The following is a 26451-nucleotide window of genomic DNA, read 5'->3' as shown; positions in this document are numbered from 1 at the left end:
CAAATATACACATTAAATAAAATAATATATATAAATTACTATAATTTTTTGAATAAAATATATCTTTTTTTATTAATATATCTTTTTGGATCAACTATCCATGCCCAGATACTAGATACCTTAAAGCCTATAGATAGCCTCAACAGTGCATCTATACAAGGTGATTCCCTGGTTTTAAAGGGAGGAAGCTTGTTTTTAGTTTCTTCCGATAGTATTGATGTTCCGGTTGAGTATGGTGCAGATGATAAGGTCCGGTTTGATTATATAAATAAGGTGATTCACTTATACGGGCATGCGTTTATCCATTATAAAACCATGGATATCAAGGCAGATTATATCCGAATTGAGATGAATACGAATCTTGCGATTGCGACTCCTTTGTTAGATAGTATCGGAAATAAAACGGGAATTCCAGAATTTAAAGAGGGAGATCAAGCCTTTAAAGCGCAAAAAATAAGTTATAATTTTAAAACGAAGAAAGGTTCAATCGAACAGGTCATTACAAAAGAAGGAGACCTTTATATTCATGGAGAAGAGACCAAGTTTATTTCAAAACAAAGTAAAGATAGTGGTGGAGACGATGTAATTTATAATCAGGATGCTTTAATTACCAGTTGCGATGCGGAGCATCCTCATTTTGGGATCTATAGTAAACGGCAAAAAATCATTCCAAATAAGTTGGTCGTAGTAGGCCCATCAAATGTTGTCATTAATGATGTCCCAACACCTTTATGGTTACCATTTGGTTTTTTTCCAATTTCAAAGAATGCAAGATCAGGAATTCTATTTCCCAAACGATATGAATATGATGATCGTGGATTTGGATTAGCGGATATAGGATATTATTGGCCAATAAGCGACCATGTGGACTTGAAATTTTTAGTGGATGTTTTTTTTAAAGGTTCTTTTAAATTGAATACCAGTGGTAACTATAAGAAAAAATATAAATATTCTGGAAGCTTTACCTTGCAATTTGAAAATAGAATTCAGGAAATACCAAATGATTATAAAAAGAATATTAACCGGCCAATCAGTTTAAGATGGAATCATAATCAGGATGCAGGAGCTCATCCATACCAAAGTTTTGGTGGTAGTATGGATATCGAAACCAGAGGATTTAGTAAATTGGTTTATTATGATGCTGCTCGTTCTTTGAATAACGTACTTCGCTCTAATTTAAATTATAATTATACCTTTCCAAATAGCCCATTCTCATTATCGGCATCCATGACCCATTCTCAGAATCTAATTTCACATGAATTGAATATTACTTTGCCAGAGTTAAATGTTCAAATGAGAACCATTGCCCCATTTAAAAAGAAAAATCGTATATCGCAATTGGAAAAATGGTATGACCGTATTAATTTATCCTATAGTTCTCAAATTAGAAATACTTTGAATACAACAGATACCAGTCTTTTCAGCAGTAAAACATTAGAAGATCTTCAATATGGATTTAAACATCGGGCAGATTTGAATGCGACTTTTAAATTGTTAAAGTATTTTAATATTACGCCAAGTATTGCATATAATGAAGAGATCACTTTTTATTCTCGGGAATTGCGTTTGAAGGATACCGTTGTTTATGATAGCGTGCGAAAAGATTCCATTTATGGTATTGAAGAAGAGTTTCTAAATAAAGGCTTTTTCCCATTCCGAACATTTTCAACAGGTGCCAGTGTGAATACACAAATTTTTGGTCAAATTTTGTCATCAAAAGGTTGGTTTAGAGGAATAAGACATCAAATGACGCCGAGTATTAGTTTTAATTTTTCACCAAACTACCATGACAAACCATTTAATTATTATAGAACTGTAAATACGGATCTTCGGGATTCTTTTAACACAATAAAAGAATATTTAATTTTTGCGAAAAGCCCATTTGGCGAACCTTCCGTACCAGGTGAAAATTTTAATATAGGTTTTAGTTTAGGCAATCGGATAGAAATGAAATATTATTCAAAGAAGGATACTATAGCCAAAAAAATTCCAATCATTGAAGGTTTCAATTTTTCAGGAAATTATAATGTATTTGCCGATACATTTAAGTTGAGTATTATTTCAGCTAGTGGAAGTAATCGATTATTTAAGGGTATTACGACCTTATATTATGGTTTAAATATGGATCCTTATGGTAGAATTTTGATTAACGGAAAAGAAATTCGTTCCAAGACTTTTGCAGTAAGGAAAAATAAAAAATTGGCCTATGTAACATCCTCTTATTTAAATATAAGCTCAGGAATGACAATCGGCCAACTTGTTGGTTTAGTCAATAAAGAATTTCTTAGTAAAAAGGATGCAGCAAAACCAGCATTGCAAGAACTTTTTTATGATTTTAATATCCAGTATATTATTAATTTTAGACATACCCGTTTAGAAAGTGGAAAAGATACTTTTCAAAGGACACTCCATAATTTGACAATTAATGGTAGTATTCCTTTAACTAGTAATTGGAGAATCAATATAAATAATATTTCATACAACTTTGATAAAAACGGAATTCAATATCCAACGCTTGGTTTAGAAAGAGATCTCCATTGTTGGACTATGCGATTTGACTGGTCTCCACAATTTGGTTATTACTCCTTTGTTTTAGGCGTAAAACCCGGCTCCCTAGATTTTATTCGAATTCCAAACAATCAATCTTTTTCAGGTGCTACGAGGTAGATTATTGCGATTTAATTTCTTAAATATGCTAATTATTAATTGATTTAAATCTGGCGACAAATTTAAATAATAAAGAGTTCCTAAAAATAGTATACTAAGTATTCCTGAATAAATTAAAAGATTTGCGAACGCATTGAATGGAAATGAAATATTTAGAATGAAAATTGTATATCCAATGCCGATAACTGCAATTTGAAATGTTTCTTTCGAAAATGGATGCAGCCCTAATTTTAAATATACGATCCAGGTTTTAAGTATATTATAAATGCATACCGATGCAAACGTAGCAAACGCTGCACCATGAATGCCATAGATTGGTAACAATACATAATTCAAAATAATATTGAGAATAGCCATTAAAAGGAGTAAGTATAATTCTAAAGTATAATATTTTGAATACGACAATATATGGTGATTTACACCTGTCATTGCATCTATTATTCTAGCGAGCAATAACCATCCAATAGCAGGATATATGTATGCCACTTTTTCTGTATTGGGCATCAGCTGACTTAGTGAAAGAAATGATACATAAATACACATTGCGATCCATAAGGTTGGAATAAACATATTCCGGGATGATTTCGTATATATTTTTTGAAGTTCTGAATTATCTTGATTTTTTGAAATGGCGGATACCACAGCATTTAAACTATCTGTTAAAGCAGTAGCAGGAATATAGGCCACATTGCAAATAAAGATGGCCAATGTAAATTGACCATTGGCTTCAGCACCGATAAAGGATGTAACTAGTATGGAATCAATTCTCAAAGCAAGGATTGCACTAGCACCACCTAAAATTGAAAATCCTGCAAATTTTAACATTTGCTTGATTCTTGTAAAGGGTTTGTAATTAAAACTTAAATCAACAAACAGTTTGTCCTTTTTTTTGAGATATAAAATAAGCCAGCAAATAGCAAGAACATAGTATAGACAGATGCAAATTGAAAATTGAAACCTTGTTAAGATATTTTGTACACTTAATATGAACAGTATTGGAAGTAACAACTTCATAATAAATATTACTAAAGCTGGTATCGTAATTTGTTGAAAATTTATAGAAATTGTGTTGAATAATTCAAAGATCACATACAAAATCGTTAAGGGTAATAAAATAATTACAAAACTTTTAATCTGGTCATCACTTTTAGATAAAAAGGATAAAATTTCAGGATAGAAGATTAAAAAAACAGAACAAAAAATTAGAATACCCAATGCATATCCCGAAAAAATAAAGCCAAAAAATCCGGCATAATTTTTTTTAGAGAAATTATAATAAGGAAAGTAACGCAACAAGACGCTTCCAAAGCCCAATGTTATAAAAGGCACCACAAGAGAAGCTGTATTCGTTAGGAAGCCATAAATTCCATATAATCCCAGGTCCAAAGGATAAATAAAAATGGTACTTAAGGCGCCTATTATCGCACCAGCCAAATGGATTGTAGAACTTTGAAGACTTTGTTTTTGGATAATCTCCATGAATACGGTATTCTAAAGGAATCGAAATAATTAATGTTATTTTGCAATCAAAGTAAAGTTTTACAATCAATGTATATTTCCAAATTAGGATTGTTATACTTTTATGATGTAAATTTATAAAAATATTGGTTTTAAATCACCATGCGAAGAATTCGTTTTCATATTCCATACAATCCACCAAATTCAATTGGATATTTAGAACAAGTATTAGCTAATGGTAATGCAGCTACGGGCGGAAAATTTTATCAGCTCTGTAGTTCTAAGCTGCAAACCAAATTGCATACACCCTCTATCTATTTTACGAATTCTTGTACTGATGCATTAGAATTTGCAGCTATTTTGGCTAATCTTCAAGCTGGAGATGAAGTTATTTTGCCAACTTTTACATTTGTATCGACGGCGAATGCATTCTACTTGCACGGTTGTATTCTTAGGTTTGCAGATACCATTTTGGAACGACCAAATATTTCATTAGAAACAATTTTACCCTTGGTGAATGCGCGGACAAAAGTAATTGTGGTTGTGCATTATGCAGGAATTGCAGTGGATCTGGATCCCATTCTTGAATATGCAAAATTGCATCAGATTCTTGTAATAGAAGATGCGGCACAGGGTATTGGAGCTAAATATAAAAATAAGTATCTTGGTACCATTGCGCCTCTGGGGGCAATGTCCTTTCACGCAACGAAATTGATTTCTTGTGGTGAAGGTGGCTGTTTATTTATTAATGACGATACATTCCTTGATCGGGCATCCTTAATTTTTGAAAAAGGAACCAACCGCAAAGCATTTATAAGAAATGAGGTTTCAAAATATGAATGGCTGGATATCGGATCATCCTTTGGTATGTCTGAATTTCAAGCAGCTGTTTTATACGCCCAACTTGAATGTCTGGATGATTTACTTGCACATCGGTTGAATAGCTGGAAATGGTATATGGATGCTTTTCAATTGAATTGCGCTCATGCTAATCTGTCGCTTCCAATGGTTCCAGAATTTGCAACGATTAATGGAAGTTTTTTTTACATCATTTTAGAGAATGAAAGAATTCGGAATGAATTACAAATATTTCTGAGAAACAAAGAAATTGAATCTGTTTTCCACTTTTTAGCATTGCATAAAAGTCCATTTTACCACAATAAATTTAATCAAAATTTACCAAATTCAGAAAAATTTGAAAGCTCGTTGCTTCGTTTACCAATTCACCATCAAATCCTGGAGGAAGATGTTCTGAAAATTGTTGAATGTATTGGGGAATATTTTACATAACACGATAGCTTGTTAAATAGAAATAAAAATCCTGATTTAATTATTCAGTATTGGTAATTGATAAAATATTTTGACGTTTTTCTAAAGCCAGATTCTTGCTTTTTAGGACTTCAAAATCAAAGAAAGATTTTGTATATCTTGCAAAATCAATAAATAGTCCAAAAACAAATAAGGAAAATTGAATAAAAATAAATAAAAGTAAGGATTCGATTATATTAAAATAACACGTTAATATAAGAAATACAACAATACTTGTTAAAAGATGGGTTCCCATACTAATTGCTAATCTAACGGGTGCATAAAATTCTAAATGTTTAATTTTAATTTTTGCAAATGCTTTTGAAAATGCCAGTGGAATTAAATAAACAAGAAACCCTGAAATTCCAATTGCAAAGCAAAAAATAGTTTTAAAAATTATAATTAACTTTGATTGTAAACTAAATCGGATGCTTGCATCTATGGATTTAATATTTTGAACTGGTTTTATATATTGGCTTATTAAGGACCCTAATTCCAGGATATTTCTTTCCGAAAGTTGATTTAATTTTGTAACAAATTTTACAAGATTTGAAAATGCATTTACATTTTTTAAAACGCCTGCATTGGTATAGGGTGATATTTCTTTTTCAGTAATTTCAAATGCTTGATCATATATTTTTTCATTATTTATATGACTTATAGAAATTACAACAGCTTCCATTTTTTCTTGAAAAAATGCCGTTAGAGCTGTTAGTTTGTCTTCAAGATGTTTATTCTCATCATACCAGGATTTCATATCAATGGGCGATCCAAACTTTAAATAAACATCGTTTCTACTGATTGTTGGATCAATGTAGTAGATACCAGTAGGAATGATGGTTAAGGAGTCAACGTTTTTTTCCTCCAGGGTACCTATGGCCAATCTTGAAGCCCCTTTTTGTAAAGGTCTTAAATATTTTACGAGCATTGAACTGGCTTCAGGAAAGAGTAGTAGTGCATTTCCTTCAGAAAGTACCTGAAATGACTGATCGAATGTGCTTTTATTATTCCTTAATTTTCCAAAGCCATCCTTAAATCTAAATATAGGAATTTGATACGTGGATTTTAATATAGGGAGTAACCATTTTTTATCAAACATATCGCCCCGTACAAGAAAATGCAAATCTCTATGTTGATAGGCAGCAATAATACAAGCTTCTAAGAATGAATTTGGATGATTTACCAAAAAAATGACTGGACCTTTTTTAGGGATGTTTTCTTTACCTTGAATGAATATTCTTCTAAAATATAGCCTAAACGCTAGTTGTGCCCATATTTTAAGGATTTTGTAAAACATTTAATGAGATTATAAGAATAGAATCTGTAAAATTAAACAATTGATTTAATTTTGGACGATTCGATGAAAAATACTTTAATCGTTATTGACGGGCCGACAGCAAGTGGGAAATCAAATTTAGCATATAACTGGGCAAAAATTTGGAATTGTCCAATACTTTCAGCCGATAGTAGACAACTCTTTAAACAAGTAGATATTGGTACGGGGAAACCTGAACAGAATCAACTAAAGACTGTGCAACACTATTTTATGGATACATTACCGGTGGATTCATCCTATAGTGTGGGACAGTTTCAACGAGATGCAAATGAACTGCTGCTGGAATTATTTGGCAAGCATAATAAATTGATACTTTGTGGTGGTACAGGACTTTATATTAAATCTATTTTGAAAGGATTGGATAATTTACCAGAATCTAATCGCGAAATAAAAGATCAGGTGGCACAAATGTTTTTGGAAAACGGTATTGAAGGGTATCAATCTTATCTTGAGAAAGCCGATCCTGCTTATTTTGCAACGGTAGATAAAAATAACCCAAGACGATTAGCGCGAGCAATTGAAGTAATTTTACTCACAGGGAAACCGTATTCATCTTTTAAATTGAATAATCAACACGAATTGCCTTTTCAAGTTTCGGAACTTACCTTGATGCCTGCAAGAAATACATTGTATGCAGCGATTGACAAAAGAGTGGATTTTATGATCAAATCTGGTTTGGTAGATGAAACTAAAAGTTTACTCCAGTTTCGGAATTGTCAGGCCTTAGATACGGTGGGTTACAAAGAAATTATTTCTTATTTAGATGGGAATATCCCATTAGAAGTTGCAATTAATTTAATCAAACAGCATACTCGAAATTATGCGAAGCGACAAATTACATGGTTTAAAAAAGAAAGCCAGGGAAACTTTATAGATCCTGAAAATAAGCAAGCTATTGAAACATTTTTTAACTTGTTTAAATAAAACAGGATGCCTATTCGCGGGGTAATATTCTCCGATTGAAATTTACACTTCGGATGCCATACTTTTTTCTAAGTAAAATCAACATTTCATATTTCCCTATTTTAGTATCATCATATTTAAAACTCCAAAGATTCATATTGGATGATAATTTATTTTGAGATTTTAAATCATATAGTGAAAATTCAGTTTCTAATATTTGAACGTTGAGGCTTGAATCCATATCTATGATAAATTCATTTGCGATTATTTCAGGATTTGTTAAATCACTTTTTTTCTGAATTTGGGTCCATTTTTCAAAGCCAATGAGAGAACCCATTTCTTTTGTTAGTTCATGAATTGGGTTTGGAAGATTTGAATTGCTTTTGATGTTTTTAATTCGGGCCCCATGTTCATCATGATAATTGAATTCAGTAATGGGCAAATCTGGAATATTAACGGTATATTCTGATTGATAGGAAGGCCAATTTTGGGAATCACTTAATCGGACAAATTTTTTAATTTTCTCTGCAGATAATTCCGTAAAATAAACCCCTGTTTTCTCTAAATATTCCTTTCCTTCAAGAATTACTAAACCATTTCTGTAAATATTTAATTTATAAACCTGGCAATGTCCAAAACAAGGATACTTTTGAAGGCTTAGCCAATGTTTTAATTCGTACGGTTTATTTCCTGAATTCTTTCTAGCAGGATTGCAGGTGAATAACAGCGTTGAAATACTGATAAAAACGATTGGTAAATAAGCTTGAATTGTCTTCATTTTTAATTTTTTAAAAGCTTAAAACAGTTTTTGGATGTTTTATTATAAATATTTAGAAAATATATACCAGGGTTTAATAACATGTTTATTCCTGGAATTGTTTTAGAAATAATATTTTCTTCGGAATCCAACCATATCAACTTTCCAGATATATCATACAATTCAAAATGAGCACTCCAGGAATTGTGTTCTAAATTGATTAATTGCCAAAATCCATCCAGCTCAGTTACCCTTATTTTGTCCAAGGGTATAACTGGTTTTATGGAACATGAATGGTTTAATAAGTCTGAACGATCTCTAGCTATTATAGTCCGCATTCTAGTAACTTGAAGCTTTGTAAAAAACTGCATACAAGGATCATCTACAAGACTCATAAAGTTCATAAACATAGATTCCGAATTACAACTCCATTGAGGGTATTCAGGACAACCAAAATATTCGAGAGATTGCGAAGGTGTGTCTGCAACAGAATCTTCTCCATTACAATTTGAACGATCGCCGGATAAATGCAATAATCCGAAATAATGTCCCATTTCGTGTACCAATGTTTTCCCTTGATGAAAAGGTTGGTTATTCGATGCGGTTCCAATAGTGCCAATAGTTCGATAATCTAAAATAATTCCATCTTCTTCTGTCGTAGCATCCCAAGGAAATATTGCTTCACCTAAAGCATTACATTGATCTCGGTTAACGATGTAAATATTAATATATCTTTTTGGATCCCAAATATCCACACCGCCAAGTGTTTTATGCATTATACTTCGCTTTCCAAATTGCATTTGACAGGCAACTGAAAGATTATTTATTGGAAACCAATGGATACCAGTTGTTGGATTTCCATTGGGGTCAATATCTGCTAAGCAAAATTGAAAACCAGGATTGGATTTTAAAGATCTAAAAGTTTTTGGAATATTTAAATCTTCATTCGTAGTAGAACTGCTGAAGAACTCATTTAAAATTTCAATTTGTGAATTCACTTGTGCCGAACTAATCTTTTCTTCGGGATTCAAATATAGAATGTGGAATACCAATCTGAAACTATAGGTGTTTCTTGTTTGTAAATAAATAGATGCTGGAGTATTTGTATGGGTAGATTGATTAATCGAATTTACAGAACAACGTTGACCATAACATGGGAAGTTTTCGCTCGTAAAAAAATTCAAAAAACTGAAAAGAAAGACAAGAATTTTCTTAATCTGCATAAATCATTATTTCAATTCCAGTAGGGATACTTAATGTATTACTTTTGGATTCATTCATAGAATTGGATATTAAAATAGCAGACTGCGGAATTCCATAAACCATTAAAAGTTTTGAAATAGTATTTACCTTTTTTCTCCCGGATGCTTCATTATTTTCAAGCTTGTCTGGAACTTGATAAAAACTATTAATTTGGTATTTAATTTGTTTTGATGACTTACATGCTAACACCATCGATTCTATTAAGTTCGTTCCGGTTTGTTTCATAGCGAAACGTTCATTTTCAAAGAGTGCATCCATCGGTATCAATATATGAAACTGATTATCAATATAGTTGGTTTGAACACCCTTCGAAGTTTGATTTTTACCAAATGCTTTTAGTTTATTTATAATTTGAACAGGTATTGATTTATTGTTGGATTTTAAAGGATTCAAATCTTTTTCGGTACTGGTTTTATATTCTGGATCCTCTTTCTTTATTATAGTGGACGGAGTGTTTATTTGAGTTTGCGAGTCATCTGTTTTAGTTTGATTATCCTTTTTTTCAATTTGAATAGACTGAACTCTGGAAATTTCGTATTTTAATTGATTTAGTTGTTTGTCTTTTTCAAAAATACTTAATTGCAGTTTATTTTCATTTGACTTCCTAAGCATTATCTCTTTATTCAACGAGTCGATGGATTCATTTATTTTAATTATAGCGTTTTGATTCGATTGATATTTTGCAGATAAAGTTCGTTCTGCATGTTGGGATTTTAGTGCCTGATCTTTAAAGTACTGTAAACTATCTTTTATGGAGGCATTTTCTAACTGTAATGAATCGTTAGCAGACCGTTCAGATATTTTCGAACTTAAAAGTTCGATTTGTTCGCTTTTATTAAGGAGTGCAGCAGATAGTTCCGAATTCTCTTTTCTTAATTTTTCAGATTCCTGGATCTGTTGATGTAATTCAAGAGCTTTCGCGGTGAGTGATTGGTTGCGTTCTTCGTTTGATATTTGACTTGCCTTTAAAGTTGAATTTTCATACTCGAGTTGAGACAATTTCTCATTTTGCAAGGAAAGTTGCTTTTTAATGTCATTCATTTCCTCAATAGATTTTTGCTTATTCTTTAAATTTGTATTTTCTGCTTCTAATTGATCCAATTTCTGATTTAGGGAGGTAAGTTGTTTTTTAATTGTATTAAGTTCGTCATTTGATTTTTGGAGGCTCCTTAATTTTGTATTTTCAGCTTGTAATTGACTCCATTTATCCTGTTGCTCAGAAAACTGGTTTTTACTTGCAATAAGTTCCTCCTTATTTTCTTTAATACTTTGCTTTAATTTATCAATTTCTGAATTTTTTGAATCTATTATTTCATTCAGAACATGGATGGATTTATCTTTTAGTTCCAAATCTGCTTTTAAATCCTGAATTATAGTGCTTTGATCGGGAGCTTTACTTTTTTCTGATAAGATGGTAAATTCAATTTTTTGATTTTCTAATAATTCTTTTGATTCGTCTAATTTTTGATTTAATTCCTTGATTTCATGGATATTATTTTGAAGATTTTGTTCTTGCTGAAGTGCGTTCGATTGCGCTTGCGTTATTTTTTGATTGAGCTCCTGAATTTCAATATTTTTAGTTTGAATAGTTTGTTCTTGTTGATCAGCATTTGATTGTAATAAATTTAATTTTGATGTTAATTGGTCAATTTCAAATTTCAACTGGCTTTCCTTTAATTTATTTTCAACAGATTCGTTTTTAGTTTCATCGAATTGTTCATTTTTAAGCTCATTTAAGTGATATTCCAAATTTTTATTTTGAAGCACTAAAAATTGGTTTTGTGAATTTATAGAGTCAATAATTTGATTTAAATTATGAATTTCAAAATTTGAGCTAATTATTAATTCTTTATTTTTTAATAGTTGTTGCTTTGCATTGCTTAGTGCTCTATGTAAACTGTCAGTTTTCTTGTTTTTTGAAATTTTTTCAGGTTTGATTTCCTGGAGTTTTAGAATCTTATTTTCAGCTATCAGGAGTTCGGACTGCACATTTTGGAACTGAAGTTTTAAATTTGAGAGTTCGGTTTCTAATGATTTTATTTTATTGATATTTTGAAACTCAGTATTGTCATTTTTAAGGGATGCTGCACTATCCATCAGATTTAATTTGTCATTGTATTTTACATAAAATTCAATGAGTACATTTTCCGTTTTCTGTAGCAGTTCTTTCGTAAGTTCGAGTTCATTCGTCAGAGATTTTAAGCTATCTATTTCTAGTAAATACATTTTATTCTGAATGGCAAATTGATCTTTTTCAGAAGCCATGGAATGATATCGGGAAGTGGATACACAAGCAGATAACAAAATAAGTATGAAAAATGAAAATGCTGCCCGAGTATTCATAAAGCCAATGTAATGATTTTGTGACAAATTTATTAGCTTTCCTCTAATTTTTAGGTATTATCGTTCGGATCTATGAACTATTGTGTATTTTATAAGTTTATTAACTTTGTCTTTATATAGCTTTGGAATCTAAATTTGATAAATTACCATATTCATTCAGACTCTTTGATAGCTTAGAAGCTAGCAAGGATCTTTGGGATTTCGTTCCTGCTCCAAGCGTATTGTTAGGTTCTGAGTATCTCTTGTCACTGGAAAGATTTGCACCCGATGCCATGAAGTTTCGATATGTTTTGGCATATAAGGAGGATGCCTTAATAGCTTGTTTTTATTTTCAACTGATGCCTTTTAAGGCTTCTGAACGTTTAAGAATGGCATCCGCTCCCCGGAAAAGTTTTTTTTCTTGTTTTTACCAGCAGCTTAAAAAAATTGTAGCCAAACAAGTTGATTTTGTTGGTTTAATAAATGGAAATTTATTAGCAACCGGACCCTATGGTATGAAATCTTTGCCCACTGTTTCTTTTAATGAATTGCAAGTAATTCTAGACCAATTACTGAAAGCTTTGTTTGAACGGAATGAAGAAATTGAACATGCATCCCTTTGTTTAATAAAGGAATTACCAGTTTTAAAATCTTTTGAAGTTTCTGAAACAAAGACTTTATCCTATCTCCATTCTTTTTGTATCCAGCCTTCTATGATTTTAAATTTATCTAGTGAATGGCATAATTTGGAAGATTATTTAAATGCATTGCAATCCAAGTATCGCTTGCGGATTAAAAAGGCTTTTCATGCTGCGGAAGATCTTGTGCATAAGGAGTTTGACCTTGATTTATTAACTCAACATCAGGACACTATTTATAAACTTTATTTTAATACAGCAGATGGTTCAGATTTCAATTTAGTAAATTTACATAAAGAGTACTTCCTAAATATTAAAAAAGTCTTAGGGGATCGGTATCGTTTGTTTGGTTTTTTTAAAGATCATGAGCTTATTGCATTTTATTCTTTTATGAATGATGGAGATGAGTTGTTGGGCCATTTTCTTGGTACGATGCCTGAGAATAATTTGCGTTATCAGGTGTATTTTAATATTTTATTGAAATTTATTGATTTCGGAATACACGGAAATTTTAAACGAATTAACCTGGCTCGCACAGCAATTGAAATTAAAAGTTCTGTAGGTGCAGTTCCGGTAGAGATGGTTTGCTACTTAACCCATCGGAATAAAATTGCAAATCGCTTAGTTCCAAATTTGGTCCAATACCTAAAACCAGAAGAAGCATATACGATTCGAAATCCATTTAAAAGAACCAAAGAAAAAAATATATCAAGTTAATCTCCTGTTAAATGAGCCTCGCTTAACTTTAAGGTTTTTCTATCCGAGTAATTTTGTTTTTAAATGATTTTTTAATGAATATCCAATTAAGGTTTATTCTTGTTTTAATTAGCGGGTTGTTCCTGAATGTTCATTTTGGGTATAGTCAAATAGACTTGCCGACTGTTCATAGTATAACGCCTAACCAGATTTATTTTAAAAATGGAGATTCTTTGGTGCTTAAATCAGGAAAAAGTGCAGATTACCAGCTAATTATCATATTGTATCATGCGGAGCAAGATACTATTGGTCTTGATCCTGGTTTATCGGTAGATGGGCGTTGGCGTGCGATTAATCTAAAGAAATTGTTTAATGAAATCCCATTTGAAGGATATTTTACAACCCCGTTTCGAAATAATATCTTGACTTTGCAGCCTATTGTAGATTCAAAAAAAATGCGCCCATATTTGTATGATCAAGCTGATATTCAGGCACTTACAAAAGGCATTGACAATCTTTTTCCAAAACCAGTGATGGTCATTGTGCATCCAGAGACAGTTGGCCTTATTTTTGAGCATTTGACTGGGGTAAAATGGTCTCTGAAAATGGGAAATAAACTCTCGGAAAATTTAGTTTTCCTGGAACGAAGCAAGCTTAAGCCTTCGATCTGGAATCAATGTAAGTATCGTATCAGATAAAAATAGTGTATGGAATTAGATGCCCGATTTCAACCAGGGCCCATTGAATCAAAATGGTATAGCTGGTGGGAGCAAAACAATTATTTCTCGTCTAAACCGGATGGTAGAGAGCCATTTTCAATAGTGATTCCGCCTCCAAATGTTACGGGCGTTTTGCATATGGGCCATATGCTTAATAATACAATTCAGGATGTTTTAATAAGAAGAGCAAGGCTCCAGGGTAAAAATGCTTGTTGGGTACCTGGAACTGATCATGCCTCCATCGCAACAGAAGCCAAAGTAGTTCAAATGTTGCGGGAACGTGGAATTAAAAAATCTGATATTACCCGGGATGAATTTTTATCCTATGCCTGGGAATGGAAAGATAAATATGGAAGTATCATTCTTGAACAATTAAAAAAGTTGGGCTCCTCCTGTGATTGGGATCGGACGGCTTTTACAATGGATGATATTCGTTCAAAAGCGGTCATAAATGCATTTGTAGATCTCTACAATAAAGGAAAATTATACCGTGGTAAACGGATGGTCAATTGGGATCCCGAAGCGAAAACGGTATTATCAAATGAAGAAGTAATTCACAATCAGGAACAAGCCAATCTTTTCCATATTCTTTATAAACTAGAAGGTTCAGAAACGGAAGGAATCATAATTGCTACGCAAAGACCTGAAACGATTATGGTTGATAGCGCTGTTTGTGTTCATCCTGACGATTCACGATATACCCATTTGCATGGAAAGCGAGTTATCATTCCACTCATTAATAAATCCATTCCAATTATAACTGATTCCTATATTGATATTGAGTTTGGAACTGGAGCATTAAAAGTTACACCTGCTCATGATCAGAATGATTATGAAATTGGTAAGAAACATGGACTTGAAATCATAGATTGCTTAAATGAAGATGGTACACTCAATGAAAATGCTCAAATCTTAATCGGAGAAGATCGCTTTGTAGCCCGGAAAAAAATTAAGCCTTTATTGGAAGAAGCTGGAGTCTTGATTAAGATTGAACCCTATATGACCAGCATCGGCAGAAGTGAACGAACAAATGCTGTCGTAGAACCCAGATTAAGCTTGCAATGGTATGTTAAAATGGATTCATTAGCAGAACCTGCATTAAAAGCAGTGATGAATGAAGAGATTCAATTTATTCCAGAGCATTTTAAAAATACATACCGGCATTGGTTGGAGAATATCCGGGACTGGTGTATTTCAAGACAACTGTGGTGGGGGCATCGGGTTCCCGCTTGGTACTATGGAGAACAGGTATTTGTAGCGAAGACAGCAGATGAAGCTTTGCAAATTGCAATCCGTGAAACGGGAAATCAACAACTTTGTTTAAATGATTTAAAACAAGATGAAGATGTATTGGATACCTGGTTTTCATCTTGGTTGTGGCCGATATCCGTTTTTGATGGAGATGAAGATACAGAAGATTTTAAATATTATTTTCCAACAGCTGTATTGGTTACAGGTTGGGATATTATTTTTCTTTGGGTAGCGCGAATGATCATGGCATCCTATGAATGGAAAGGAACGCTTCCATTCTATAAAGTTTATTTTACAGGAATGGTGCGGGATAAGCAGCGGAGGAAAATGAGTAAATCATTGGGTAATTCGCCGGATGCTTTAAAACTTATAGAAGATTTTGGAGCGGATGGTGTGCGTTTTGGAATGTTAGCATGTTCGCCAGCAGGTGGTGATTTGTTATTTGATGATAAACTTTGTGAGCAAGGGCGAAACTTTTCAAATAAAATGTGGAATGCTTTGAGATTAATCAAAGGATGGAAACAGGATGCAACAAAAACTGCTACCCAAGGTGAAAAATTATTAATGCAGTGGATTGATGAGAAACTGAATGAAACTTTAGAAGAAGTCGATAAATTATTTGAGCAATTCAAATTGTCGGAAGCATTAAAAACAATTTATTCTTTTGTTTGGGAAGATTTTTGTGCATTTTATCTGGAAGTTGCAAAGCCTCCATTGAATGAAGAAATACCGAGTGATTTATATGAAAAGACCTTGGATATTTATGAGAAAATTTGTTTAACGCTGCATCCATTTATGCCTTTTATCACAGAAGAAATATGGCATGGTTTAAGGTTGCGTGTGAATGGTGATGATTGTATGCAAGGATCTTATCCAAAATTTGAAAGAGGGAAGAAGGAGATTTTAGAATCCGTACATGAACTACGTACGGTAATCACACAAGTACGAGAATTGCGCAATAAGCATGGAGTTAAAATGAATGTTGCCGTGCCTTTGTATATTATGAAAAACGAACAAGCTAGCTTATTGACGGTTGATGGCGCTGTAGATATTTTAAGAAAGTTAGCCGTTTTAAGTGAAATACAAGAAAGTGAACAAGAAGTAAAAGGAACGCAATCTTTTCTTGGAATGCGGCATAAATATTTTCTGGAGTTGCCGGTTATATTGGATATTGAAGCAGAAAAGATTGAATTATTAAAAGAGATTCAATACAATGAAGGTTTTATTAATTCTGTGATGAAAAAATTAGAAAACGAACGGTTTGTAAGTTCGGCACCAGCAGATTTAGTGGAGCGGGAACGTCAAAAATTGGAAGACGGACAATCCAGATTAAAAGCGCTTCGAGAGCGCCTGGCCGGCTTATAAATAGCCGTGTAAGCAATTGAAATCCAATGTATAAACTTATATTCTGCTAAATTTGATTGCATAAAAAAAGGTCCTCGTGTTATGGAGAACCTTTTTATGATTATTTTTAGGGAGCTCTACAGTTAAAATTCCTGACAGAGGTTGGTGGTTGTTCTAATTACAATACAAAGATCAGATGGAGGTATCTGGAAAACAATCGGTAAAAAGGCCCATTTTTTTATTGGTACTTTAGGAGTATGTACGCGCTACGAATAGGCTGTGAGAGCCGATGAATTCTTTCAGGCTGCTTAAAATTTAAAATTATAGCTTCATCTAACTGGTTCTTTGGAACCATTTTCAATACGACTTTAGTAGTATTTTATAAGGCAATATAAATTTAAAAAATTGTATATCAATATATTATATATATTGATTAATTATATTTATATTTTAATTAATTCTCCATATGAATAAAAAGTGATTATATTTGGAACGTAAACCATTTTCAATAATCAACTAAATTTTTTTATTATGGCAAAGAAAGAAAAATTCAGGCCAATAACTGCAAGTAACCAAGCTGAAGCAGCTAAGGCTAATATACCAAGTAAAGGTTCTATTCCTAAATTTTCATCTAAGGCAAAAGATGACCATTTAATAACTCTTGATTTGGCCAATTCTTATATCCGCAAATGGACTAATTTCAATAATGACTTAAGTGAATTACTCCAATTAATTTCTAATTTAAACCTAATTTTTAAAAGCCCTGAGATCAGCGAACTAACGAATCGTTTAAAAAGTACTTTATTGATAAATTATGAGCGTTTTAATATTGGTGACAAAAATAAATTTTCTAAAAATCTGAAGAAATTAATAAGTAAAGGTGAATTTTTAGATATTTATTTTGGAGTCAAACCAGTGAGTGACTTAGATGAAGATATTATTAAAAAACTAGAACTTCAAGGATATAAAGAGACCCAAATTTCTTGTGTGATTTTATTGGGAAAGGATTCTAAAGAAAATATTATTCTAATTTAATTTGAATATTTAAATAATTTTAAAAATTTATCAAAATGGAAAATCAAAACGTACGTGCAATGAATTATTCTGCTGCAAAAGAAATGATCAATGAGTATAAAAATATACATTTAAATGATTCTGATTTTTTGCAATCTGAGTATTTTGATCGAGAGGATCTATTAAGTTTATTAACGAATCCAAAATGTAAAGGACTTCGGATATATAATGCGATTAAATCTAATGAAGATTCAAAGCAAAATAGATTTATCATCATGGCCGAAGATGAAAATGGTAAAACAATTTTAAATACTAAGTCATATTCTCCTGGTGTTTCTGTTTTAAACTTAGGAATGGGTTTTATAGGAAATGAAGCCGCAATTTTGGAGAATGGAAGCCCTTGTCCACCTCTTTGTCGAGAGCAATAATTATTTTATTTATGACCAACTTATTTATATATTTTTCTTATGTCTTTCACGGATTTCTCTAGTTTATCTCAGCTAATCCCTTTTGTAATCAGTATAATTATATACTTGAAGTATGGTCTTGACAATAAGCTAAAGCTATTTATGATGGTGATGGCCGTATGGGCAACCTCAGAATTTATTAGCTTGAAAATTGTAATTGAAAATAGTCATATTTATAACATTCACTGGATCACAAGCACAATGATGATTCTGTATTTTTTTTGTGAAATATCAGGGATATCCACGAAAAACGTATTTTTCTTAATCCTGGGTTATTTTCTTTTTGTGGTATTAAGAATCTGTTTTATGGGGAATTTTTTCATATGGGATATGCCAATTGTTTATGTGTCTTGTTATCTTATAATTGGTCTTTGCGCATTAACGTTAATAAAAATGGTTAATGATGAAGTCAGCGAATTATTTCATAAGCCAATTTTTTGGATTAGTTCTGCATTATTATTGTATTTTACGAGTACCTTAATAGTTTGGGGTTTATTTGACCGATCTGAAAATTTAGAGAATGTTCATTTTATGGAAAATGTTTACAATATTCATAGTGTTATTAATATATGTACTAATTTGTTTTACTCATACGCTTTTCTATGCAGAATCAAGGAGAACTCTTAGTTCCAGCAATTATTGCAACGTTTACCTTAGTTTTTCTTGTTGTTTTTTTTATTGTCCTTGTTTTCAAATATAACAAAAACATGATCCGCAAAAACAATGAAATGTTTAAAGCGGTTATCGAAGCAGGCGAACGGGAAAAATTGGAATTATCCAGAAATTTACATGATCAGGTAATTCCTTTAATTGCGATTTCTAAATTGCAAGTAGAATCTTATGATTATCCGCCAACAGACGAGAATGAGGAGTATAAAACGGAATTGACTGGAATACTTGCGAAATCGATTCATGAAATCCGTGGAATATGTCATAGTACCTCACCTATTTTGTTTAAAGAGTTAGGTATACAAAAGTCGATTGCAAATTTTTTAAAACAATTGAGTACGACGGAGAATGCTCCCAAAGTGCAGTTCTTTTATCCTGCCGAGATCAAAATGGCAGAGGACTCGGAACTATCTATTTATCGTATTTTATTGGAGCTTATCAACAACGCATTAAAATATTCGCATTGTAAGAATATAGCAATCGAAGCTAAAATTAGTCCGAAGAAAGAGTTGCTGATAAGTTTTCAGGATGATGGAATCGGCACAGATGTTGTGAAATTGGGTCATGGTTTGTTGAGTATCAAAAGTCGGGTTACCTTATTGGAAGGAGAAGTACAATATAAAAGCAAGAAAAATGAAGGATTTCATACCTTTATCAAACTTCCTGGAAAATTATTGATATGACAGAGCAGAAAGTCAATGTATTAATTGCAGACGATCATACCATTTTTCGAACCGGCATGAAAAATATCGTCAAGAAATTTCCAATGATTGATCATATTTATGAGGCAGCTAATGGCAATGAAGCCATAGCCGTTGTAGAAACTTCAAAAATAGATCTTTTACTTCTGGATATTGAAATGCCTTATCTGAATGGTATTGATACTGCGAAGTATATGAAAAAAAATCATCCGGAGATTCGCATTATTATGATATCATTTCATAATGACAAGGAATTATTTTTGCAATTATATAAAATTGGAGTAGAAGGTTATCTTGTTAAAAACACCTCCCTTGATGATTTAAAGCGAGGTATTCATCATGTTCTTGAAGGCAATCAATTTTTTTCCCCAGAGTTAGGTGCAACCGTGATTCATGGGTTGATCAATGAAAAATTGCAACCGTATAAAGATCCCTTAGAGATATTAACAGAACGGGAGGTTGAAATATTATTATTAATTTGTCAGCAATTAACAACAGAAGAAATTGCTGAGAAAATTTTTATTTCTCCCCTCACGGTAAAACGACATCGTCAAAATTTGTTGGAGAAAACAAACTCAAAAAATATCGTCGGACTAATCCTTTATGCAATTCGCAATGAGCTGTTGGATTCAAATGCGATTAAATAGAGTTTATTTATTTTGTAAAATTCCGAATCTAGTACATTTATTATAACAAGGAATCCATTTTATTTTTGGTCCTCGAATTTCAAGTAGATCTTGATTTGCAACTAAATTTTTAAAATAAAAAAGCCCGGAGATCTTTCGATTCCAGGCTTTTTATAAATGATTAATAATTTCTTATTTGATCACTGTAAATTGTTTTGTACTGGTTCCTTCATCCGTAGAAACACGAATTAAATAAGAACCTGCTTTCAAATCAGAAGTGCTAATTGAAAAAATATCTTTTGTCACTGCTTTGTGGGATTCAAATCCTAAGATTTTACCATTGATATCAGCAATTGTAAGATTTGCATCTGTTGCTTTATCAAAATTAAGACCTACTTTAAGATTATCATTAACCACTGGATTTGGGTATAAACTCATTACAGTTGATGGTAATGGAGTATCATCTGTTTTTACAACAAACTCAAGAATCAATTCCATAATAGGAGTATTTGTTCCCTGGAATCCATTAAACCATTCTCCAGCCTGATCAATTACAAACGTTGAAAAAACTTGTGAATTATAAGATTTTTCATTGCTGATAGCATGGAAAACAGGAACAGCACCAGAAGGTGTTGGAAGGTGATCTGCACCTATAAAGTATCTTGATTTTTTTGCTAACAGGATACCATTGTCACCTGTGTTGAAGTCTGTAAGGTCAACCGTGATTTCATCATAATTTTGTTCAGTAGTACCTGTCCAGGATTCTGCAGATAAAATATCAATAGAAGTTGAAGCTATACCACCTGAACTTTCGAAATTTGTAAATCCTGCATCTACATCATCTTTTACTTTCATTAAATAAACAGAAACAGAATATCCATCTAGCGTACCACCAGCATTAGAAACTAATTGAAATTTTGCTTGTCTAGCGATCCATTTGTCCTGGTCATTCCAACAATCTGAAGTCCGATATTGGCAACCAAAAACATAACCCGCACCGCTACCTGCTCTTACACCACCGGTACTTCTAGGTGCTTTTGCAAATTCATTCAAAGAAACTTCAAATGAATCAACTCTCGAATTATCTCTTGTATTAAAATCAGCCCCGGTTGCAGATTTGCTGTAAACAGTCCAACGAATAAAATATTTTCCAAAATCCAATGTATTTGGAACAAAGAAATTATCAGTTCTGTAGGAAGTATCATCATCTGTAGTTTCCAAGCGATCAATAATTACAGAATCACTAAACAAAACCGTTTTGCGATCGATTCCTAAAATTTCTCCTCTTAACACAACATCTGTTTGAGCCTGGCTTCCTTTATTATTAAGGTTTGCAGAAAAAACAAAGGTATCTGTGCAGATCATATGTTTAGGTTGTCTGTAGGCTGCAGGTGTATAAAAATGACTATTTAAAGCCAAATCATAACCTGGAACTCCAATTATTTGAACATCATCTACAATCCAGAAATAATATTCACCTTCGAAGCGAAAACGCACTTGCACTGTAGCTTGATTTGCAGCAACAGAAGAAATATCTATTACAACTTGGCTATTGGTAGCAGTTTCAGCATTAACAGCAATGTCAGTATTTAATGCAAATGGAGTCCAATTTACACCATCATTACTAACATCTACAAAACAAGTTGATTCGAAATTTCTGTAATATTGGTTAAATTTTAAAGCAGTAGAATTAAACGTTGAACAATTGATTACCGGGCTCACCAACACTCCAGAATGGACAGCTGGGCATTTTCCCATTTTAAAATTTCCTGCAATTCCTGCATTGTCTAATAAGTCAGAATTAAAAACCATGGCACCATTAGCTCTAGAAGTAGAATTAATTGCACCCCTGGTTCCATAATAGGCACCACCTGCAGCAGATGCAGCAGCACTGAAATACCATTTTGCACTATCTGCTTTTGCAGGATCTTCTGAACTTAGACCCTGTGTGGTCCAGCCATTGAAACCGCCAGCAAATGTAGAATTTGGATCATTTGGCCCTCCCCATAAAATCTGGGAGTTTACCCAGCTTATGCTCAAGCATAAAAAGAATACTAATGTAAAAATTTTTCTCATAAAAACTGTAAATTGATGAAAGTGAATAAATTTTTTTTCAAAAAAGCCCACAAATATAAAAAACCGAAGTAAAATATTGTGATTTTTAACATTTAATCCTCTAATTCCTTAATCAGAGCCGATTTAACAACAGGCACAACACCCGATCGTTCACAAACCTGTCCGCCCCCTGTATTGCAACAATATGCCATAAACTCATCTGATAACGAATAAGCAAGGCAAATCGCTGCCAGGCTGATGACAGTATCTCCTGCACCACTTACATCCGCAACTTTGCGGGGATTAGTTGGGTACTTTTTTTTGCCTTCTTTGCTGTCAATCCAAATGCCTTCAGCTGCTAAAGTAATCATTACCCGATCACATAAAAGCTTAGATTTCAGTAACTTAGATAGATGTTCAAGATCCGTAGGGTGCTTAGGCGACCACTCTGTAGCCTGAATCGCTTCTTTTAAATTTGGTTTAAAAAGCTGAACCCCTTTAAATTCAAAAAAATTATTTTTTTAGGATCTACAGCTATTTTCACCCCATTTAAACGCGCCAATTCAATAATTTTAGGAATCCATCCAGCATGTAAAAAGCCTTTATTATAATCTTGTAGAATTAGGACATCCACTTTTTTTAAGGTGAAAATTTGTTTTAATGTTTGAAGACATTCATCCTGTATTGCTTTTGAAATTTCCTGTTCACTTTCATGATCCACCCTGACGATCTGATGTTGATCGGCAATAATTCGGGTTTTTAAAGTCGTCGGACGATCCGGATCAATGATCAAATATAAATGGTCGCACGCAATTTCTTTTAACAGGTTTTCGAGTGTTTTACCTTCAGGATCATTGCCACAGATACCCATTAAACTCGCTGTACAACCCATGGATTTTAAATTTGACACCACATTTGAAGCACCTCCCAACTTGTCTTCTGTTTCTTTCCACAATACAACAGGGACTGGAGCTTCCGGAGAAATACGGGTTGCCGACCCAAGGATGTACCGGTCTAACATTATATCTCCGATTACCAGAATATGAAGATCCCGCAAATCTTGTTTTACTATTTGTAATTCCTCTTGTTTTATTTTCACCTTATCAATTGTTCATCTATTAAATATTGATATATTTTTTGACTAGCACCCAGATTTTTTGAAAAATAATCATCTATCGAAGCCTTTATTTCGATGGAAAGTCTGTGTACTTCATCAACTAAAGAAACGAAATCTTCTGGTTTATGAATAACAATTCCTATGCCTTTTTTAATAAACTCCTGTGCTTCAGGAAATTTAAAATGATTTGGCCCAAAACAAACTAGAATTCTATGACTAACCGGTTCTAAGGTATTATGGATTCCTTTTCCAAATCCACCTCCAACATAAGCAAAAAGAGCGTATTTATATAAGGAAGATAAAAAGCCCACCTGATCCATTATTAAAATAGGATAGTTTGTTTTCTTTACTAAAGAGGAATAGCGAATCGTTTTTGTTGGAAATCTACTTTCAACTTGTAATAAATGCACTTCATCTGTAAGATGAGGCACTAAAATAATTTGCCAGGAATTTAAAATGGCATGCTCAATTCCCTTTGAAATGATGTCCAGATCAGACTCCCAAATACTGCCCGCAATAAACACTGGATTTGAATTTAAAAAAAGTTCCATTTTTGGAATAGGTGTATTCTCTTTAGAAATTCGATCCACCCGATCCAAACGACTATCTCCGGTGATCTGCATATTTTTGAAAGTACGTAACTGAAGCAAATCATAGGTTTCTTGATTTTGCAAAAACAATTGTCGACTTTGTTTTATAAATAACAGAAATGGTTTGAATAAAGGATGCAATAAATAATGATTTGGTCGCAAAATCATAGATATGAAAAGAAAAGGAGTTTTTCTTTGAATTAGAAAATGAAGTGCATTAAACCAAAAATCATATTTAATAAAAAGTACGAGTGCTGGATTTAGTTTTTGAATGAAACTATTTATTTCTGAAGCAATGTCTGATGGAAAATAACATACATAATCTACCTGTTTATAATTTTTTTGCTTTTCATAGCCAGATGGTGAAAAAAAGCTTAAAACAAGAATTAGTTCAGGATGATTTTTCCGTAAGGTTTCTATTAATTCCTTTCCCTGTTCAAATTCTCCCAAAGAAGAGGCATGAATCCAAATGCGCTTCCGGTTTTGATTTTCAGCTAAACTATTAAATATATCCAGGGATTGTTCCCAATGCCTTCGGCCCTGGACCCAAAGCCTTGCATCTTGCCTGAACAGAGCGGCTATTCGGATACCCAAAAAATAAATTGGAATGCAAAATTTGTAAATCCAAAACATCAATATTCGATCTTCTCGAGGTCTGTGTTTAAATAAAAAGGAAGATAGATTCCAATTTTAAAATTAATTAATATATCCTTTCTATGAATTCCAAATTCAGATTCATTTGTATCGTAATTATAGTTTCGTTGATTTTGGGTAAATCCAATTATGGGTTCGATGCCAGTATAAAATGAAAACAATCCTTTTCTCGATAAAAATTCATATCCAAGAAAAGGGATCAATGCAAATCCATTGGTCAATCGGTCAACACCTTGTAGATATTCAGTAGTGAATTGACGAATGGCCCGGGCATCATCTACAAAACGAATTTTATGTTGTAAAAAACCAAAACCAAGCTTCCATTTAAAACTTTGGCGAGCAATTTTTTGAGAACCAATTGGAATTAAGCCTCCCATATAAATTTGTGCTAAATAGGCTCTTTCTTTTAATTTCATTTCTGCAAGATATTGGTCTTCGCCTATGAGTAAACCTTCGTAACTAGTTCTGAATATTTTCAAAACATCTTCTTTTACATTGGATCCAAAATAGTAGCCAAAGCCCAATCCAAAATTAAAATGATTTTTAGCAGGCTGATAGGTAATTCCACCGGAAATTCCTAAATGGTTACCATAGCGATTTTTCAAATCTGCTTGTGGAAAACCGAGATTATAGGTTACATCAAACAGTATAGCAGGCTTGTTTTGACCAATTATAAATAAAATCAAGAATAATTGAATAGTTAAACTAAGCATTAAACGTTTACAGTCCATACGCTCAAAATTACCAGAATTTCGTTTAGTTATCTGTTTTGAATTTAATTTAACATTTAAATTTTCTAATACATATGATTTATTAATACTATATAAAACATTAATTTATAATAAAATAAATATATATAAAATATAACATATTTATTTTTTTTATTATATTTATCATTGATTATCAACTGTATTACATATTCATATTATATTTGCACGTTATATGTCTAGAGGAAAAGTTTTAATCACCGGTGCTGCCGGTTTTATCGGTTCGCATTTAGCCGACCGTTTTATAAATGAAGGATTTCAAGTAATTGGAATGGATAATTTAATTACCGGAAATCTTGCAAATATTGATCATTTATTTAAGCTCAAAGAATTTGAGTTTTATCATCATGATGTAAGTCGTTTTGTACATGTCCCAGGGAAGCTAGATTATATCTTGCATTTTGCTTCTCCGGCTTCCCCTATTGATTATTTGAAGATGCCTATCCAAACTTTAAAAGTGGGCTCATTAGGCACGCATAATTTATTAGGATTAGCAAAGGATAAAAGATCGAGACTTTTGATTGCCTCTACATCAGAAGTATATGGAGACCCACTCGTGCATCCTCAAACGGAAGATTACTGGGGAAATGTAAATCCAATTGGTCCGCGCGGTGTATATGATGAAGCCAAACGTTTTCAAGAAGCGATCACGATGGCATATCACCGATATCATCAGTTAGAAACACGGATCGTCCGTATTTTTAATACCTACGGTCCGAGAATGAGAGTGGAAGATGGTCGGGTACTACCTGCATTTTTTAGTCAAGCAATTAAGGGTGAAGATTTAAGTATTTTTGGCGATGGCAGTCAGACTCGTTCTTTTTGCTATGTGGATGATTTAGTGGATGGCATTTTCCGATTATTATTTAGCGATTATGTAAATCCTGTAAATCTTGGTAACCCTCAAGAAATAACAGTTAAAGATTTTGCAGAGGAAATTTTAAAGCTTGTTCCCAATACAAAATCTAAAATTTCTTATCATCCTTTACCTGTTGATGATCCAAAACAAAGGAGGCCGGATATCACAATTGCAAAAAAAATATTGCAATGGGAACCTAAGATAGACCGTAAAGAAGGTCTTGCAATGACCTACGAATATTTCAAAAAGATAGTTATTTGATAAAGCGAT

At 32.6% G+C, this 26451-nt stretch carries 21 protein-coding genes; 11 read left to right on the top strand and 10 right to left on the bottom strand.

What is annotated here, in order from left to right:
• Nucleotides 1-48 precede the first annotated feature (48 nt).
• Nucleotides 49-2667 (top strand): LPS-assembly protein LptD, encoded by a 2619-nt coding sequence (locus IPO86_13900; GenBank protein ID MBK9729197.1) that lies wholly within the window; start codon nucleotides 49-51, stop codon nucleotides 2665-2667.
• On the opposite strand, the gene IPO86_13895 is transcribed toward IPO86_13900, so the two are convergent.
• Nucleotides 2650-4146, bottom strand: coding sequence for a polysaccharide biosynthesis C-terminal domain-containing protein (locus IPO86_13895; protein MBK9729196.1), 1497 nt, complete (start codon nucleotides 4144-4146; stop codon nucleotides 2650-2652). The two genes, IPO86_13900 and IPO86_13895, sit on opposite strands and share 18 nt — an antisense overlap.
• Nucleotides 4147-4287: 141 nt before the next feature.
• On the opposite strand from IPO86_13895, the gene rffA reads away from it, so the two are divergent.
• The gene (rffA, locus tag IPO86_13890) at nucleotides 4288-5415 is read left to right on the top strand and encodes a dTDP-4-amino-4,6-dideoxygalactose transaminase (protein ID MBK9729195.1); all 1128 of its coding nucleotides are present in this window, start codon (nucleotides 4288-4290) and stop codon (nucleotides 5413-5415) included.
• A gap of 40 nt (nucleotides 5416-5455) precedes the next feature.
• Here the strand turns inward: rffA and IPO86_13885 are convergent, their stop codons facing one another.
• A complete protein-coding gene (locus tag IPO86_13885) occupies nucleotides 5456-6730 on the bottom strand; it encodes a 1-acyl-sn-glycerol-3-phosphate acyltransferase (protein ID MBK9729194.1) in 1275 nt (424 codons plus the stop codon).
• Between the two features lie 63 nt (nucleotides 6731-6793).
• Here IPO86_13885 and miaA point away from each other — a divergent pair, with 63 nt between their 5' ends.
• The gene (gene miaA / locus IPO86_13880; protein MBK9729193.1) at nucleotides 6794-7693 is read left to right on the top strand and encodes a tRNA (adenosine(37)-N6)-dimethylallyltransferase MiaA; all 900 of its coding nucleotides are present in this window, start codon (nucleotides 6794-6796) and stop codon (nucleotides 7691-7693) included.
• 10 nt (nucleotides 7694-7703) lie between these two features.
• On the opposite strand, the gene IPO86_13875 is transcribed toward miaA, so the two are convergent.
• From IPO86_13875 to IPO86_13865, 3 genes are read right to left on the bottom strand one after another with little or no spacing between them, the layout of a single operon-like run.
• Nucleotides 7704-8450, bottom strand: a complete 747-nt coding sequence (locus IPO86_13875) for a hypothetical protein (protein MBK9729192.1) — start codon at nucleotides 8448-8450, stop codon at nucleotides 7704-7706.
• 2 nt (nucleotides 8451-8452) lie between these two features.
• Nucleotides 8453-9652: a T9SS type A sorting domain-containing protein gene (locus IPO86_13870; protein ID MBK9729191.1), complete on the bottom strand. Its 1200-nt coding sequence runs from the start codon at nucleotides 9650-9652 to the stop codon at nucleotides 8453-8455.
• Nucleotides 9642-12035 carry a hypothetical protein gene (locus tag IPO86_13865; protein ID MBK9729190.1) on the bottom strand — a complete coding sequence of 798 codons (2394 nt, stop codon included), beginning with the start codon at nucleotides 12033-12035 and terminating at the stop codon, nucleotides 9642-9644. The genes IPO86_13870 and IPO86_13865 overlap by 11 nt, the downstream gene beginning before the upstream one ends.
• A 122-nt stretch (nucleotides 12036-12157) precedes the next feature.
• On the opposite strand from IPO86_13865, the gene IPO86_13860 reads away from it, so the two are divergent.
• The 7 genes from IPO86_13860 (at nucleotide 12158) to IPO86_13830 (ending at nucleotide 20160) form a co-directional block, all read left to right on the top strand.
• Entirely contained in the window at nucleotides 12158-13369 is a 1212-nt protein-coding gene (locus tag IPO86_13860) for an N-acetyltransferase (GenBank protein ID MBK9729189.1), read from the top strand.
• 74 nt (nucleotides 13370-13443) lie between these two features.
• The gene (locus IPO86_13855; GenBank protein MBK9729188.1) at nucleotides 13444-14046 is read left to right on the top strand and encodes a hypothetical protein; all 603 of its coding nucleotides are present in this window, start codon (nucleotides 13444-13446) and stop codon (nucleotides 14044-14046) included.
• A 9-nt stretch (nucleotides 14047-14055) separates the two neighbouring features.
• Nucleotides 14056-16683 (top strand): valine--tRNA ligase, encoded by a 2628-nt coding sequence (locus tag IPO86_13850; protein ID MBK9729187.1) that lies wholly within the window; start codon nucleotides 14056-14058, stop codon nucleotides 16681-16683.
• Nucleotides 16684-17193: 510 nt separating this feature from the next.
• Nucleotides 17194-17697, top strand: coding sequence for a hypothetical protein (locus IPO86_13845; GenBank protein MBK9729186.1), 504 nt, complete (start codon nucleotides 17194-17196; stop codon nucleotides 17695-17697).
• A 35-nt stretch (nucleotides 17698-17732) separates the two neighbouring features.
• Nucleotides 17733-18104 (top strand): hypothetical protein, encoded by a 372-nt coding sequence (locus IPO86_13840; GenBank protein ID MBK9729185.1) that lies wholly within the window; start codon nucleotides 17733-17735, stop codon nucleotides 18102-18104.
• Between the two features lie 641 nt (nucleotides 18105-18745).
• Nucleotides 18746-19495 carry a hypothetical protein gene (locus tag IPO86_13835; protein MBK9729184.1) on the top strand — a complete coding sequence of 250 codons (750 nt, stop codon included), beginning with the start codon at nucleotides 18746-18748 and terminating at the stop codon, nucleotides 19493-19495.
• Nucleotides 19492-20160 carry a response regulator transcription factor gene (locus IPO86_13830; protein ID MBK9729183.1) on the top strand — a complete coding sequence of 223 codons (669 nt, stop codon included), beginning with the start codon at nucleotides 19492-19494 and terminating at the stop codon, nucleotides 20158-20160. The genes IPO86_13835 and IPO86_13830 overlap by 4 nt, the downstream gene beginning before the upstream one ends.
• Before the next feature lie 171 nt (nucleotides 20161-20331).
• Here IPO86_13830 and IPO86_13825 read toward each other — a convergent pair whose 3' ends face one another.
• The 5 genes from IPO86_13825 to IPO86_13805 form a co-directional block, all read right to left on the bottom strand.
• Nucleotides 20332-22215, bottom strand: coding sequence for a T9SS type A sorting domain-containing protein (locus IPO86_13825; protein ID MBK9729182.1), 1884 nt, complete (start codon nucleotides 22213-22215; stop codon nucleotides 20332-20334).
• 92 nt (nucleotides 22216-22307) lie between these two features.
• The gene (locus tag IPO86_13820; GenBank protein MBK9729181.1) at nucleotides 22308-22655 is read right to left on the bottom strand and encodes a hypothetical protein; all 348 of its coding nucleotides are present in this window, start codon (nucleotides 22653-22655) and stop codon (nucleotides 22308-22310) included.
• Between the two features lie 8 nt (nucleotides 22656-22663).
• On the bottom strand, nucleotides 22664-23293 hold the full coding sequence (locus IPO86_13815; GenBank protein ID MBK9729180.1) for a hypothetical protein: 630 nt from the start codon (nucleotides 23291-23293) through the stop codon (nucleotides 22664-22666).
• A complete protein-coding gene (locus IPO86_13810) occupies nucleotides 23290-24495 on the bottom strand; it encodes a 3-deoxy-D-manno-octulosonic acid transferase (GenBank protein MBK9729179.1) in 1206 nt (401 codons plus the stop codon). The genes IPO86_13815 and IPO86_13810 overlap by 4 nt, the downstream gene beginning before the upstream one ends.
• A 38-nt stretch (nucleotides 24496-24533) precedes the next feature.
• On the bottom strand, nucleotides 24534-25286 hold the full coding sequence (locus IPO86_13805) for a hypothetical protein (protein MBK9729178.1): 753 nt from the start codon (nucleotides 25284-25286) through the stop codon (nucleotides 24534-24536).
• A 211-nt stretch (nucleotides 25287-25497) separates the two neighbouring features.
• Between IPO86_13805 and IPO86_13800 the strand changes: the two genes are divergently transcribed.
• Nucleotides 25498-26442, top strand: coding sequence for an SDR family oxidoreductase (locus tag IPO86_13800; GenBank protein MBK9729177.1), 945 nt, complete (start codon nucleotides 25498-25500; stop codon nucleotides 26440-26442).
• The last annotated feature ends 9 nt before the right edge of the window (nucleotides 26443-26451 follow it).

It is taken from the genome of Saprospiraceae bacterium (assembly GCA_016717265.1).
Classification (GTDB): domain Bacteria; phylum Bacteroidota; class Bacteroidia; order Chitinophagales; family Saprospiraceae; genus Vicinibacter.
This window is presented reverse-complemented; position numbering and strand designations above follow the sequence as displayed.

Coding starts and splice junctions, on each gene's coding strand:
- IPO86_13850 (MBK9729187.1), top strand. CDS start 14,056: ATGGAATTAGATGCCCGATTTCAACCAGGGCCCATTGAATCAAAATGG.
- IPO86_13825 (MBK9729182.1), bottom strand. CDS start 22,215: ATGAGAAAAATTTTTACATTAGTATTCTTTTTATGCTTGAGCATAAGC.
- IPO86_13865 (MBK9729190.1), bottom strand. CDS start 12,035: ATGAATACTCGGGCAGCATTTTCATTTTTCATACTTATTTTGTTATCT.
- IPO86_13800 (MBK9729177.1), top strand. CDS start 25,498: ATGTCTAGAGGAAAAGTTTTAATCACCGGTGCTGCCGGTTTTATCGGT.
- IPO86_13805 (MBK9729178.1), bottom strand. CDS start 25,286: ATGGACTGTAAACGTTTAATGCTTAGTTTAACTATTCAATTATTCTTG.
- IPO86_13835 (MBK9729184.1), top strand. CDS start 18,746: ATGCAGAATCAAGGAGAACTCTTAGTTCCAGCAATTATTGCAACGTTT.
- IPO86_13855 (MBK9729188.1), top strand. CDS start 13,444: ATGAATATCCAATTAAGGTTTATTCTTGTTTTAATTAGCGGGTTGTTC.
- miaA (MBK9729193.1), top strand. CDS start 6,794: ATGAAAAATACTTTAATCGTTATTGACGGGCCGACAGCAAGTGGGAAA.
- IPO86_13875 (MBK9729192.1), bottom strand. CDS start 8,450: ATGAAGACAATTCAAGCTTATTTACCAATCGTTTTTATCAGTATTTCA.
- IPO86_13840 (MBK9729185.1), top strand. CDS start 17,733: ATGGAAAATCAAAACGTACGTGCAATGAATTATTCTGCTGCAAAAGAA.
- IPO86_13830 (MBK9729183.1), top strand. CDS start 19,492: ATGACAGAGCAGAAAGTCAATGTATTAATTGCAGACGATCATACCATT.
- IPO86_13895 (MBK9729196.1), bottom strand. CDS start 4,146: ATGGAGATTATCCAAAAACAAAGTCTTCAAAGTTCTACAATCCATTTG.
- rffA (MBK9729195.1), top strand. CDS start 4,288: ATGCGAAGAATTCGTTTTCATATTCCATACAATCCACCAAATTCAATT.
- IPO86_13885 (MBK9729194.1), bottom strand. CDS start 6,730: ATGTTTTACAAAATCCTTAAAATATGGGCACAACTAGCGTTTAGGCTA.
- IPO86_13870 (MBK9729191.1), bottom strand. CDS start 9,652: ATGCAGATTAAGAAAATTCTTGTCTTTCTTTTCAGTTTTTTGAATTTT.
- IPO86_13845 (MBK9729186.1), top strand. CDS start 17,194: ATGGCAAAGAAAGAAAAATTCAGGCCAATAACTGCAAGTAACCAAGCT.